Annotated in this window: 11 protein-coding genes; 8 read left to right on the top strand and 3 right to left on the bottom strand. The window is 47.1% G+C overall.

Translation table 11 applies throughout. The features are described from left to right. Nucleotides 1-101 precede the first annotated feature (101 nt). Complete coding sequence (locus tag GVN20_RS04380; protein WP_166557140.1) at nucleotides 102-626, bottom strand: hypothetical protein; 525 nt, start codon at nucleotides 624-626, stop codon at nucleotides 102-104. 87 nt (nucleotides 627-713) lie between these two features. Next, entirely contained in the window at nucleotides 714-1,064 is a 351-nt protein-coding gene (locus tag GVN20_RS04375) for a PadR family transcriptional regulator (protein WP_114067082.1), read from the bottom strand. A 207-nt stretch (nucleotides 1,065-1,271) separates the two neighbouring features. On the opposite strand from GVN20_RS04375, the gene GVN20_RS04370 reads away from it, so the two are divergent. The 7 genes from GVN20_RS04370 to GVN20_RS04340 all read left to right on the top strand — a co-directional run bounded on the left by GVN20_RS04370 (nucleotide 1,272) and on the right by GVN20_RS04340 (nucleotide 8,065). After that, nucleotides 1,272-2,078 (top strand): MbnP family protein, encoded by an 807-nt coding sequence (locus tag GVN20_RS04370; RefSeq protein WP_166557139.1) that lies wholly within the window; start codon nucleotides 1,272-1,274, stop codon nucleotides 2,076-2,078. 12 nt (nucleotides 2,079-2,090) lie between these two features. After that, nucleotides 2,091-3,173 (top strand): cytochrome-c peroxidase, encoded by a 1,083-nt coding sequence (locus GVN20_RS04365; RefSeq protein ID WP_166557138.1) that lies wholly within the window; start codon nucleotides 2,091-2,093, stop codon nucleotides 3,171-3,173. A 91-nt stretch (nucleotides 3,174-3,264) separates the two neighbouring features. After that, entirely contained in the window at nucleotides 3,265-3,789 is a 525-nt protein-coding gene (locus tag GVN20_RS04360) for a PAS domain-containing protein (protein WP_166557137.1), read from the top strand. Continuing rightward, a complete protein-coding gene (locus GVN20_RS30090; protein ID WP_166557136.1) occupies nucleotides 3,782-3,985 on the top strand; it encodes a cysteine-rich CWC family protein in 204 nt (67 codons plus the stop codon). The genes GVN20_RS04360 and GVN20_RS30090 overlap by 8 nt, the downstream gene beginning before the upstream one ends. Nucleotides 3,986-4,073: 88 nt before the next feature. Next, on the top strand, nucleotides 4,074-5,444 hold the full coding sequence (locus GVN20_RS04350; protein ID WP_166557135.1) for a hypothetical protein: 1,371 nt from the start codon (nucleotides 4,074-4,076) through the stop codon (nucleotides 5,442-5,444). A gap of 174 nt (nucleotides 5,445-5,618) precedes the next feature. Further along, complete coding sequence (locus GVN20_RS04345) at nucleotides 5,619-6,923, top strand: Gfo/Idh/MocA family protein (protein WP_166557289.1); 1,305 nt, start codon at nucleotides 5,619-5,621, stop codon at nucleotides 6,921-6,923. 113 nt (nucleotides 6,924-7,036) lie between these two features. Beyond that, nucleotides 7,037-8,065: a family 43 glycosylhydrolase gene (locus GVN20_RS04340; RefSeq protein ID WP_166557134.1), complete on the top strand. Its 1,029-nt coding sequence runs from the start codon at nucleotides 7,037-7,039 to the stop codon at nucleotides 8,063-8,065. Nucleotides 8,066-8,123: 58 nt separating this feature from the next. Here GVN20_RS04340 and GVN20_RS04335 read toward each other — a convergent pair whose 3' ends face one another. Further along, a complete protein-coding gene (locus GVN20_RS04335; RefSeq protein WP_166557133.1) occupies nucleotides 8,124-9,869 on the bottom strand; it encodes a DUF885 family protein in 1,746 nt (581 codons plus the stop codon). A 432-nt stretch (nucleotides 9,870-10,301) separates the two neighbouring features. Between GVN20_RS04335 and GVN20_RS04330 the strand changes: the two genes are divergently transcribed. Next, entirely contained in the window at nucleotides 10,302-13,061 is a 2,760-nt protein-coding gene (locus GVN20_RS04330; RefSeq protein WP_166557132.1) for a PQQ-dependent sugar dehydrogenase, read from the top strand. The last annotated feature ends 12 nt before the right edge of the window (nucleotides 13,062-13,073 follow it).

The following is a 13,073-nucleotide window of genomic DNA, read 5'->3' as shown; positions in this document are numbered from 1 at the left end:
GGCTGTTAAAAGGCAATAGCTAAGCCAGAAAAGCCAAAATGGCTTTTTGAATCAGCGAAAAAAGGCTGTTTTATCCTAAAATTTTTCGGAGAGGAGCGCAATCACGCTGGCACCGCATACCGATGGGGGGCTTTTCTAAAAAACCACGTCCCCAATGAATACGCCACCCCGCATACGCCCAGCATCCACATTATTCCGGCAGTGGAAAGAAAACTCCACGACCCCTGCGCCATGCCCGACAGAAATGCCATCAGCATCATAAACAGCCCGACGCCCAATATCAGCGCACTGCGCAGGGCAAACGGATAAGATTGACGGAGGTCATAGGCCCCGTAGGCTTTGTTACGAAACTCAAAAATGATATCGTCCAACGACGCATTTTCGAGTTGTTCGTCGGTCATGGCCACTTCGTGTTGGTACGTTTCGCGTAGATATTTAACCGCTTTTGTATTGGCTTCCTGGGTGATTTTTTCCAGTGCTAAATCAAAGTTATACCCTTTCCAGAGGTATTCCTCGGCTTCGCAGGCTAAATGATCAAGCAATTCAGTAATCAGGGCGTCGTTGGTACTGTTGCCGAGAAGGTGGTTGTGCAACCTGCTTAATTGTTCGGGAGTTAGCTTTTTCATCTCAAAAAGTCATTGGGTATTAGTCACTGATAATCATCCAATTCATTAGGTATGAACAACAAATTGAATAAAAAAATTGATTATTTCTTAACCTATTGACAGTCCTTGTTGGGGTTGAAGCAAAATTTGCATCGCTTCCACAAAACGCTCAAATTCAGAGACTTTTTGGATGGCAGTTGCGCTCCCGCTTGGTGTGAGGGTGTAGTACTTGCGCAACCGCCCATCTACTTCCTCTGATTCGGTTAGCAAAAAACCTTCCTGCTCCAATTTGTGTAATACCGGATACAACGCTCCGAAGGTCAGAGTGATTTCGCCGTTGGTTCGCTCCTTTACTGACTGGGTAATTTCGTAGCCGTACATACGTCCCTGCTCGGCCAACAATTTTAACACAATTGTCTTGAGAGTTCCCCGTAAAAATTCGTTACTTGTTGCTTCCATAAGATTTAAAGAGTGATTTATGAGAACAAATATATATAAGTTTTTTATATATTAAAATTCTACACTGATTTTTTTCAAATTTAATTTAAAACCTAACGAAAACTGCATCATTTTGATTTCATCCCACGTTATTATGATATAGGAGGGGAAAACTTTAACGGTCGTTTTCTCTTTTCTGAAGCACGAAAACAAGAAACCGTAATAAATATGAAAAACATACTGCTGTACACAACAGCCGTCTCATTGGTGGTTCTGATTCAATCCTGCAACTCAAACCCCGACCCCACCGAGCTAAATTCACTCACCTTGACGTTTGACCATCGCGTTGGGGATAAGACACTTACGTTAGGAACTGGCACGTATCAAAATACGTTGGGAGAAGACTTTTCGGTGACAACGTTCAATTATTTTATCAGCAATATTTCGCTCAAAAACGCCGACGGCTCCACTTTTGTTTATCCGCAGGATTCGAGTTATTTTCTGGTAAGAGAAACATTTCCGGCGTCCAAAAAAATTACGTTGAAACGTATCCCCGCTGGTGATTATACCGCCATTACGTTCACGATTGGCGTGGACAGCCTCCGAAACACGATGGACCTCAGCCGCCGAAAAGGCGTACTGGACCCAGGCGATGCTTCACACGAGGGAGATGGCATGTATTGGTCATGGAATTCGGGCTATATTTTCTTAAAAATAGAAGGCAACTCCTCTAAAATCACCCCAGACCCCGCCGGCAATCAGAAGTTTAGGTACCATATAGGTGGGTATGGAGGCTACAACGCCAAAACGTTCAACAACCTCCGAATCGTGACTTTGCCGCTCGGAAACATTCCCGCCAAAGTTGGCCCCAACCAACAGGCCGTTGTCAATATCACTACGGACGTATCGAAATTGTTTGACGGAGCGCAGAAAATCAGTTTGGCTACGACCCCTACGGTTATGTTTTCGGACTATTCTACCACCGTTGCCAACAATTACGCTGCTATGTTTCGAGTTTCGGCCGTCAAAGAATAAAGGAAGTTATTCATGAAAAAAAAATTCATCATCGGGTTGTCGTTGGGTCTTTGGGGATGGGCTGCGTGTAATCGTACCAACGAACCTCCCACCCCAACCAACCCCGACCCCTCCACGGATAAAATTGAGATTCCTCAGCCGAGTTATTTTCCCAACAAAGTGTACGATTTATCCTCCAATCCTGTAACATACGCTGGGTTTCAACTGGGAAAATCATTGTTCTACGACGGTATTTTATCGCGCAATGGCACCATTGCCTGCGGCACCTGCCACCAACAAGCGGCCGCTTTTACCCACCACGGGCACGACCTCAGCCACGGCATTGACGACCGAATCGGGGCTCGCAATGCCCCTGCCATTCAGAATTTAGCTTGGACCAAAGCGTTTTTTGGGGACGGCGGCGTGCCACATTTGGATTTATTTCCAATCGCGCCCATCGAAAATCCCGTTGAAATGGACGAGAAATTACCTAACGTTCTGCGAAAACTGCGCGAAAGCAAAAACCCCAATTATCCCGGACTTTTCAAAAAAGCCTTTGGTAGCCCCGACATTACCACCGAACGATTTAGCAAAGCCCTCTCGCAGTTTATGTTGCTTATGGTTTCCAATAACTCCCGCTACGACATCTACTTACGAGGCGCCACCAACGCACTTACAGCCACTGAGAAAGAGGGACTTACGATTTTCAAACAGAAATGCAGCAGCTGTCATACAGGAGAACTATTTACGGATCAAAGTTACCGCAACAACGGGTTGAGCACCGACCGAAACCTCGATCAAGGGCGTTTTAATATTACCCAAAATCCCGAAGACCGTTACAAGTTCAAAGTTCCTAGCCTGCGGAATATAGGCTACACAGCTCCTTACATGCACGATGGCCGATTTACGTCACTGGAGCAGGTGTTGGATCATTATTCAAAAAATATAAAACAAACACCCAACCTTGATGGTTTACTTCAACAGGATGGAAAACTGGGCATAGCACTTACGGAAGAAGAGAAGCAAAAAGTCATTGCCTTTCTGAAAACACTATCCGACGAACAGTTTGTTCAGGATACTCGTTTTTCAGACCCCGGCTTTGGACATTCTTTCTAATTCCCAACTTATTAAGCGCTTCAATTGTTCATTTATTCCCCAAAAACAGTTTTTTTTGCGTTCTATTTTTTGAATTAAACAGTTAGTAAAAATGTATTCTACGTCTGCTTTTGCCAACATGATACGAAAGTCTTACGCCAAATCGGAGGGTGATTCTCCGCTGTTTTGCTGGGACATTGTTCAGCTGTACCGGGCAACGTCAACCAATACCCAACACGATGTTTCTACGTTGAAAACCCTCATGGCAACGCAGCAATGGTCATTGGACCTCAATTTTGATGAGTTGTTGAAAAATGAATATACAATTGTTGTCACCGATACGCGTCAAACCATCCAATGGGTAAGCTCATCGTTTCAGCAAATGACTGGGTATACCAAGCACGAGGCCATTGGGCAAAAACCGAGTTTTTTGCAGGGTGCAAATACCAACCCACAGCAACTTGCGTTTTTAAGAGAACAACTCACGGCTGGTAACAAAACCCAGACCGAAGTGGTGAACTACCGTAAAAACGGTGAGGAATACTTGTGTTGGATTGAGGCCTGGCCAGTCATGAATCGCAAAGGCGAATTAGTCAATTATTTGGCTATCGAAAAAGAAGTAAAACAAGTTGGATAATCTTTCAACGCAGCCCCTTCATTCTTGTCCCCGCTGTCATCGGTCGTTTGCATGTACGCCCTCATCGGCGTCGGGTTGCGTGTGTTTTCAGTTTAAGATTCCCCCTCAGGTGGCCGAATTTATTAAAGCGAATTTCGACAGTTGTCTGTGTCCAGCGTGCCTTTCGGAATTGATTGAGGCGTCAATTCCTAATTAAACCATTTCGTGGAAGAATTGTCCCATTAGCAGCTTTCTGGAAAGCAAAAATAACGTATCTTCGACCGGTAAAATAGCCCTGCATCTGAATGAAGACCTTCAACACTTACTACGCCCCATTATTGACTGCCATCACAACGGCGTTATGGGTAGGCTCCTGCCAAACCAAAGAGACCGATGTGCTTGAAGAAGGTTCCTTTAAACTCATTCAGACGCAGATTTTCGATAAATCTTGCGCCACGTCAGGCTGCCACGCTTCGGAGCAAGACGCCTCCTTCCGTCAACACGGACTAGTGTTGACCGCCGATGTTTCTTATACTAATTTGATTAATAAATTTGCCAAAAACACCGCTGCCAACGCCGATTCTATGCGTTTGGTGATGCCCGGCAACGTATCTAAGAGCTTTCTTTACACCAAAATCAATTGCAGCGCTGCATCGCTTTTGGCAGGAAAACAGTATGGAAACCCCATGCCGCTGGGAGCCAACGGGCTTTCGGTGGGCGAAATAGAATTTATCCGTAAATGGATTGAGTCAGGAGCGGAGCGTTCGGGTGGATCAGTCGACGCCTCGTTGATTACCAATTCGGTGCCGCTGTGCGGCTCTGGCTTCGGAAGTACATTTACGGCCCTCGCTCCGCCCAAGCCAAGCGAAGGCCTACAACTGCATTTGGAGCCATTTGAGGTGGCCAATACCTACGAGCGTGAGATTTTTGTGCGTAAGCCCGTCGGCAATTCGTCTGAGCTATACATCAATCGGGTTCAAACACGCATGAGACCTGGCAGCCATCATTTCATTTTATATAATTTCAAAAACCTCGCCAATTTACCCACTGAGGGGCAAGTTCGTGACCTTCGCAATTCCGATGGGACCAACAATCTGCTTACTTTTTTGAGTATGCAAAATCACGTTTTCTGGGCAGGTACGCAAACACAAGAGCACGATTATCAATTTCCCGAGGGCGTAGCGCTCCGTATTCCTGCCAATTATTCGTTTGACTTTAACTCTCATTACGTCAATAAAACCGCGGGAAAAATCCCCGGTGAAGTCTACGTAAATCTCTACAAACTAGAGAAGGAGAAAGTGAAAATTGTGGCCAATTCGCTCAATTTAGCCCACGAAAGCTTTAGCCTACCCGCAGGACAGCGCACGGTAGTAGCCAAAACGTTTACCTTTTCAAAACCTACCAAAGTGCTGATGTTGACTTCTCATACGCACAAATTGGGTGAAAAATATGTCATTAAAATTGTGGGTGGTCCCCGCAATGGGGAGATTGTCTACGAAAGTACCGACTGGGAACACCCCCTTATCAAAACGTTTGTGCAACCCCTCGAATTTAACAAAGGCGAGGGCCTGATGTCGGAAGTGACCTTCAATAACACTACCACCAAAACCGTCAAATTCGGTCTTACCAGCGAAGACGAAATGGACATTATTTTCGGATATTATTACGAACAGTAAATGGCCAAATCGGGATTTTACTTCTATCGAAATAGTACGCCTCTGTGGTGTTGTCTGCTGCATTAAGTTTCGACAAGGAAAGCCAACAAATATTTTTGCGCGTCTTGCTGGGGAGGTTTGTGTTTAAACGCTCTTTTTAGTTATTAAACAAAATCCTTACCAGCATACACCATGATCAATCGTCGTACTTTCATTCAAAATACTGCTGCGGGGGCAGCGGTCACCTTATTTTCTCCCTACGGAATCGCCGCGCCACGCGCCACCAAGTACCGTACGGCACTCATCGGTACGGGTTGGTGGGGTATGAATATTCTACGGGCCGCCATAGCCGCAAGGCAATCGAAAGTAGTAGCGATGTGCGACGTCGACCAAAACCAAATCGGCAAGGCGGCGGCGGAAGTAGAAAAACTAAACGGTGATAAACCCAAACAATACCGCGATTTTCGGGAACTACTAGCGACCGAAAAACCCGAAATCGTGATTGTAGCTACCCCCGACCACTGGCATCCACTGATTTGCATCGCGGCGGTGCAAGCGGGCGCACACGTGTACGTCGAAAAACCCATCAGTCACACCATCAACGAAGGGAAAGCCATGGTAGCTGCGGCCCGCAAAACTGGCAAAGTGGTACAAGTAGGAACTCACCGTCGCGTATCTGCGCACAACATCTCGGGTCGGGATTTTATCCGTTCGGGCAAAGCGGGCAAAATCGGAATGGTGCGCACGTTTGTACACTATGGCGGCGGCCCTGGTCAAGTAACCCCCGATAGCGAAACCCCTCAAGGAATGGATTGGGATATGTGGTGCGGCCCCGCTCCGCTCCGCCCTTTTAATACCAAAATTCACCCGCGCGGTTTTCGTCAATACCTCGACTACGCCAACGGGACGTTGGGAGATTGGGGCATTCACTGGCTCGACCAATTGTTATGGATAATGGAAGAAAAATATCCGCGTAAAGTATTCTCTGCAGGTGGACGCGCCATCAAAACCGACAATACCGACGCGCCCGACCATCAAGTGGCCGTGTATGAATTTGAAAACTTCACCGCAACTTGGGAGCACCGCCAATTTGCGGGAAATAACGCCGAAAAAACGCACCCACAACAGGCCGTAGGTTGCTATTTCTACGGAACAGAAGGTACTTTTCACATGGGTTGGCTTGATGGTTGGACATTTTACCCAACCGACTCCAAAAAACCCGTTATCCACGAAGACGCCAAACTGGACCTGCCCGACCAGCAAAACATTGCTAACCTATGGGCTGATTTTCTGGACTCCATTGAGAAAAAAAGAACTCCCGTTTGTGACATCGAAATCGGCCATCGCTCCAGCAACATGGCACTGCTTGGTATGCTCTCCATGAAGGCAGGACGAAGCATAGAATGGGACGGAGAAAAGGGAATCATCAAAAACGACCCCGAAGCCAACAAACTTCTGGAAAGAGCGTATCGGAAGGGTTGGGAATACCCGAAAGTATAGCTGTTTTGAACCTAAAAACTGAGAAGTGAGCAATGTAAAACCGCAAAAGCATGAAAGCTGCTTTTGCGGTTTTACTTTTGAAGAAAGTATCCTAATAAACTTTACAATTACTGATGAAAAAAATCCTTTTCTTCTTTCTATTCTATGCTTTTGCGCAAGCCCAAACCTTCAAAAACCCGCTGCTCCCCGCGGGAGCTGACCCGTGGTCGATTTACAAAGACGGCTTTTATTTTTACATGCATACTACCGGTAAAGATTTGACCATCTGGAAAACCAAAGATTTGTCGCAACTCGCCACGGCTCAAAAAACGATTATCTGGACTCCGCCCGCCACGGGCCCTTATTCAAAGGAAATCTGGGCACCCGAACTGCATTTCTTACAAAATAAATGGTACATCTATTTTGCCGCCGACGACGGTCGCAACCGCAATCATCGTCTGTACGTATTAGAAAACTCCTCTCCCGACCCCACCCAAGGCACTTGGATGATGAAAGGACAACTCAAAACACCCCAAGACAAATGGGCCATTGATGGTTCGGTCTTTGAGCACAATGGCCAAATGTATCTTACATGGTCGGGCTGGGAGGGCGACGAGAATGGTCGCCAAGATATCTATCTGTGCAAAATGAGCAATCCGTGGACCTGTGTCGGCAAGCGTATCCGTATCGCCGACCCACAGTTTGAATGGGAACACCACGGCCTGCTAACCCGCCCGGGGCCTGACGATAAGCCCATTGTATTGGTCAATGAAGGTCCCCAGTTTCTGAAAAGCCCTAACGGCAGAATCAACATCATCTTTTCGGCAAGTGGCTGCTGGACAGACTATTACGCTTTGGGTATGATTCACGCTGCTCCCACTTCCGATTTAATAAATCCTGCGTCTTGGAAAAAGCATCCGACGCCCGTATTTTGGGCAAACAATGTATCAGGAACTCATGCCGCTGGGCATAATAGCTTTTTCAAATCGCCCGATGGAAGCCAAAATTGGATTCTTTACCACGCCAATTCGGAACCAGGCCAAGGCTGCGGCAAACAAAGAGCGCCGCGTATGCAGCCCTTTACCTTCACTGCCGACGGTGTACCCGTTTTTGGAACTCCGCTGTCGCCTGGAATAGAAATGTCGATTCCAAGAGTGAATTGATCTAAAACAAAATAGGGGGTGAGTAAAGCAAGCCTTAGCCACCCCTATTTACGTCCCCCTACTTCACCACCGGCGGCGTATAAAACTTCCAGTTTGACTTATAGTCTCGGCTTAGTTTCTTATTAGTCATCACGGCCCTAACCATGTCTACGGGCAGGGAGTTTTGTTGCATCACGGCGTCGTGAAACTCCTTGTAGGTCATTTTTTTGGTATCGACCAATTCCTTCTTCAACGCATAAAACTGAAACGCGCCCGTCATGTAGGCCAGTTGATACAACGGCTCATAGCCGCCCACAAACGACCGACGCACTTCCCCTTCGGCATTGGCGCGCTCATGGCCTACGCGGTCCACGAGGAAGTCAATACACTGCTGCGGTGTCCATTTACCGAGGTGGTAGTTGAGCGAGAAAATAATCCGGGCGCAGCGGTGCATCCGCCAAAACAACATCCCGACGCGGTCTTCGGGCGACTGAGGAAAGTTCATATCCCACAAAATCATCTCCCAATACAACGCCCAGCCTTCGGTCCAGAACGGCGTGCGAAAACGACGATAGGTTTTGTAGCGGTTGTTCATAAAACCCTGTAAATGATGCCCCGCAATAAGCTCGTGGTGAACCGTGGCCCGCGAAAAATGCGGGTTGTTGCCGCGCATGCTCATCAGCTTGTCTTCGTGCGACATGGCCGCCGTGGGATATGAAATCAGAATTGTTTCTCCGCCCAAAAAGAACGGGCTAAACTTCTGACGCTCGGCCGACATCATCGCCATGCGCCAGGTTTCTTCGGCAATGGGCGGAACGGTAATCAAATCTTTTTGTTTCAAAAATGACACCGATTCGTTGTAAAGCCGCAGAATCATTTCGGGCTGCTTGCCCACCGGCACCATGGAATTTTTGACTTTTTCCTGCGCTTTTTTCCAATCATCGCCAAAGCCCATCTCACGGGAGGCTTTCAGTAATTCACGGTCGCACCACGCAAATTCTTTGTTGGCAATATCGATGAGTTCTTCGGGCGTATAGGAAATAAACTCAAATTCTAACTGACGAATGAGCTCATCGCGCCCTACCGCTACCCCATTGATACCGCTACCGTCGTCTTTGAAAGGAGTGCCCGACTTGGCTTTTTTTGCAAATAGATTAGCATACGACGTCAACAGCGTATCCACTTTTTTGTACGGCTCAGGCATCCACCACGTAAAGTTGGGGTCGTAGGCGTTGTAAAACTCAAAGACACTTTTCAGGGCGGATTTCAGTCCCGTAGCGGTGCCAGCGGCCCGCTCGGCCAACACTGGGTCGATTTTGTCCATTTTCGCCACGGCTTTACGCGCTTCAGCTATTTCCAGACCAAGGGCATTAAACTCGGTAGCCATCTGCTCACCGTTGACGGCCGCACCGCGTCGGCGTGATTTCTCCAACGCATAAATCTTCTCCGCAAACGGGAACCAAGGCTGAATCTGCCCCACTTCGACCGCTTCTTTACCCAATTCTCGAATATCAACCTGTAAATTTCGTTGAAACAATACATAATCCACTTGGCTATCAACGGGTAATTTGTCAAAGTCCATTTTTTGGAGCTGTCCCAGATAATCATTGGTCAGTTTTTCTAGTCGCTGACGGCGTTCGGGGGAGTTTTCGACCACGTAAAACCGCGTCAGACTGCCCCGATCGGCGGCATAATTGGTCATCAAATGGTGGACTTCGCTCGTTTGTTTATACAACGAATTGGTGGGGGAAGGTTGGGCATACACCGCAGTCAAACCTGAAAAGGTCAGTACTGCACTCACCAAATAGTGTTTGGGGAATAGCATGAAATCAAAAGGGTTAGTTTGGAAATGAAAGGGTTTATGCGCGGCAACTCTGATGGTTTTTATCATTAACAACGCACGTTAACAAAAGTAATCAAATTGTAACAAATGCCTTACAGCATCGTAGTCAGAGTTTTCTCTTCATCTTCATCCCACCACAAAGTTGGGGTACCTTCAGGTGAAGGCCGTTTGTTTTATTCCCGAGTCAGAAAACTTATGGTTTATTCTCCCCGTATATAACAAAACCCAGACAATCTTATCTTTTATAAAAAAATGAAAATATCCAAAAGCGGTAAAATACCTCATTTGAACTCATTTATCGTACGGTATACAACTATCCGAACATTAAACTAATTTTGTCGTTATTAAATTAATATTATCCTTCAAAGACAATCAGAACTATATCGAAGTAGCCATTGAACTGAAATTCCAAAAATGAGACTGAATTATATATTAAAAAAAACGGCATTTTTCATCGTTATACTGCTTATCTCTGCATTAAACAGTACTGCACAAGTTCAATCTGGCTTTGTAGATGAATCGTTTAGGGGGATTTGGCTACCAAATGAAGGAGTCAATGGAATTAGTGCTTCCATAGTCGGAGTCACCTTTGACACTAACGGACGAACTTTCGCGTGGACCAAAGACGGACGGGTATTTGTATTACCATATGTATTGCCCAACACAAATAAAGATAATTATTCATGGTCGCTGATGCTCGATATTCGAGGTGATGTCAAAGGTAATTTTGACGGAGGAATGCTGGGTTTTGTGTTAGACCCTGATTTTTTTACCAATGGCTTTTTTTATGTGTATTATTCAAGTCACATTGTAGGGGGCAGCAGCGAAGATGCCGCCATTGGGAGGGTCAAACGCTTCAAAGCCAACAACCCAAATCACCCAACCCTTTTGCCAACGACCGATTATGGTAGTTCGTTAAATAAAATCCTCATCGGCGAAAGCAACTCCACGGGCATACCCATTACAAAGCTATCGCACATGGGGGGTACGTTGGTGTTTGGAACCGACAATTCGCTCATCGTTTCGACGGGCGACGGCGCTTATTACTCCAACGATGATAATGGTTCACACCCCGAAACCGCCTATCAGGAATGTCTGAACACAGGCGTAATGACCAATGCCGAAAACATCGGAGCGAATCGCTCTCAACTCCTTAGCTCTCATTGCGGTAAGCTCCTACGTATCGACCCCAATACGGGAGACGGCCTACCCTCCAATCCGTACTATAACGCCGCCAGCCCACGCACCGCCCAGTCCAGAGTTTGGGCGAGCGGATTTCGAAACCCTTTCCGAATCATGCACATTCCCCTCACCGGAAATCACACCGACGACCCTGGAGATTTTTTGGTGGGTGATGTGGGGCAAGGTGATAAAGAAGAATATAATATGGTGGTAGAAGGCGGGCAAAACTTTGGTTGGCCACGTATTGAAGGAATGAATAAAACCCATAACCGCCCCTCCGCTTACTGGCCAGCCAATCCTATCAAACCCATTATAGACTACCGTACCACTCCTGAAAATACGCCAGGTCGCGCTATCAAAAATGACACTATATTTAACATCGGCAGTGCACAGGTACCTGGCATCAACCCCATGCAGGGCAACTCAGCCGTAGCTGGTGTGTATTATAATAAAGATACCTATCCTCCAGCGTACAAAAACACTTATTTTGTGGGTGATGCCAGCGGTATCATCTATAACGTAAAACTGGATGCGAACTACAATGTCCAATACGTCAATCGTTTCAATTATAACATTAGTGGAGGTATGGTATCTATGGCCATTCACCCCATAGAAGGCACCATTTACTACGTTTCTTATGGGGGTCAGCAAATTCGTCGAATGCGCTATTCCCCCAACAATCAACCACCCATTGCCAAAATTAAAGCTGATACCACGGCGGGCAGCAGCCCTTTCATCACGGCTTTCTCGGCGCTAGACTCCTACGACCCCGACAACCAAACGATTACTTATCAGTGGAATTTTGGCGATGGTAGCCCCGTAGAAACCACCCTTGCCCCTCACCACGTTTTTACGAATGCGGGGCAAACATCTTACAAAGTAAAACTCACCGTGACCGACCCTAACGGCGAAAAAGGCTACGATTCTCTCTATGTAAGCCTCAACAACACCCCTCCCGTTATCGATAGCAGCAGTATTCACGCGCTGAATTCTATTGCGGCCAATGCCGCATACCCTATCACCCTCAGCGCCTTTGCCTCCGACGACCACACCGACAGCGCCCAACTTACGTACGTCTGGAAAATCATGCTCGCTCACAATGACCACGAGCACCTTTACACAACCTACACCAACAACAACCAAAACATCTCTCTCCCTTCTTTGGAGTGCGAAAAGGGAGTGGCCACGTACTGGATTCGGATTTATCTCATCGTCACCGACCAGCAGGGGTTATCAACAACTTATACCAAAGACATTAACCTCAATTGTGTGGGTTTACAACAATCCATTACCTTCCCCGCTATCCCCGACAAACTAACGACGGCTTCGGCGTTTGCCCTAAATGCTACCGCAAGTTCTACGTTGCCTGTTTCCTACTACTTGGTTTCGGGCCCCGCAACCATAGGCGGCTCAACCGTCACTTTAACGGGAAAACCCGGACAAGTAACAATTCGGGCTGCTCAACACGGAAGCACTCTCACTAACTATAATCAAGCCCCGATTGTGGAGCGGACTTTCAACGTCACGCGGCCCATTATTCAACAAACGGTTACGCTGGATTCTGTCCCGCCCAAGCTAATCACCTCACCTGCTTTTACGCTCAATGCCACTGCTTCTTCGGGGTTTGCCATCAAGTATTTTGTGGTAAGCGGGCCCGCCACCCTTTCCAATGGAAACCTCATCACGCTTACTGGGCAAGAAGGCACAGTAAGGGTGCGAGCCGTTCAGGCGGGGACTTATACCACCAACGGCGCGTTTGCCGAGCGTGAGTTTACCGTCACGGATCCTTGCCCACCCGCCCGCACGTTGACCCAAATCCTAATAAGCGGAGCGCCCCTAACGATTCAAGCAGGACAAACCATCCAAGCCGCCAACCTCATTCAAAGCGGAGCGAATGTTGTTTATCAGGCAGGGGCAGCCATTGAACTAAACCCAGGGTTTCAGGCCGAAGCTGGTAGCGTATTTAAAGCTCAAATTCAGGGATGCAATTAAGAGAATGGGAAG

Source organism: Runella sp. CRIBMP, assembly GCF_009905605.1.
GTDB lineage: Bacteria > Bacteroidota > Bacteroidia > Cytophagales > Spirosomataceae > Runella.
This window is presented reverse-complemented; position numbering and strand designations above follow the sequence as displayed.

Excerpts from the sequence above, each read along its gene's own strand:
- GVN20_RS04380 (WP_166557140.1), bottom strand. The coding sequence starts at position 626 with ATGAAAAAGCTAACTCCCGAACAATTAAGCAGGTTGCACAACCACCTT.
- GVN20_RS04375 (WP_114067082.1), bottom strand. The coding sequence starts at position 1,064 with ATGGAAGCAACAAGTAACGAATTTTTACGGGGAACTCTCAAGACAATT.
- GVN20_RS04370 (WP_166557139.1), top strand. The coding sequence starts at position 1,272 with ATGAAAAACATACTGCTGTACACAACAGCCGTCTCATTGGTGGTTCTG.
- GVN20_RS04365 (WP_166557138.1), top strand. The coding sequence starts at position 2,091 with ATGAAAAAAAAATTCATCATCGGGTTGTCGTTGGGTCTTTGGGGATGG.
- GVN20_RS04360 (WP_166557137.1), top strand. The coding sequence starts at position 3,265 with ATGTATTCTACGTCTGCTTTTGCCAACATGATACGAAAGTCTTACGCC.
- GVN20_RS04350 (WP_166557135.1), top strand. The coding sequence starts at position 4,074 with ATGAAGACCTTCAACACTTACTACGCCCCATTATTGACTGCCATCACA.
- GVN20_RS04340 (WP_166557134.1), top strand. The coding sequence starts at position 7,037 with ATGAAAAAAATCCTTTTCTTCTTTCTATTCTATGCTTTTGCGCAAGCC.
- GVN20_RS04335 (WP_166557133.1), bottom strand. The coding sequence starts at position 9,869 with ATGCTATTCCCCAAACACTATTTGGTGAGTGCAGTACTGACCTTTTCA.
- GVN20_RS04330 (WP_166557132.1), top strand. The coding sequence starts at position 10,302 with ATGAGACTGAATTATATATTAAAAAAAACGGCATTTTTCATCGTTATA.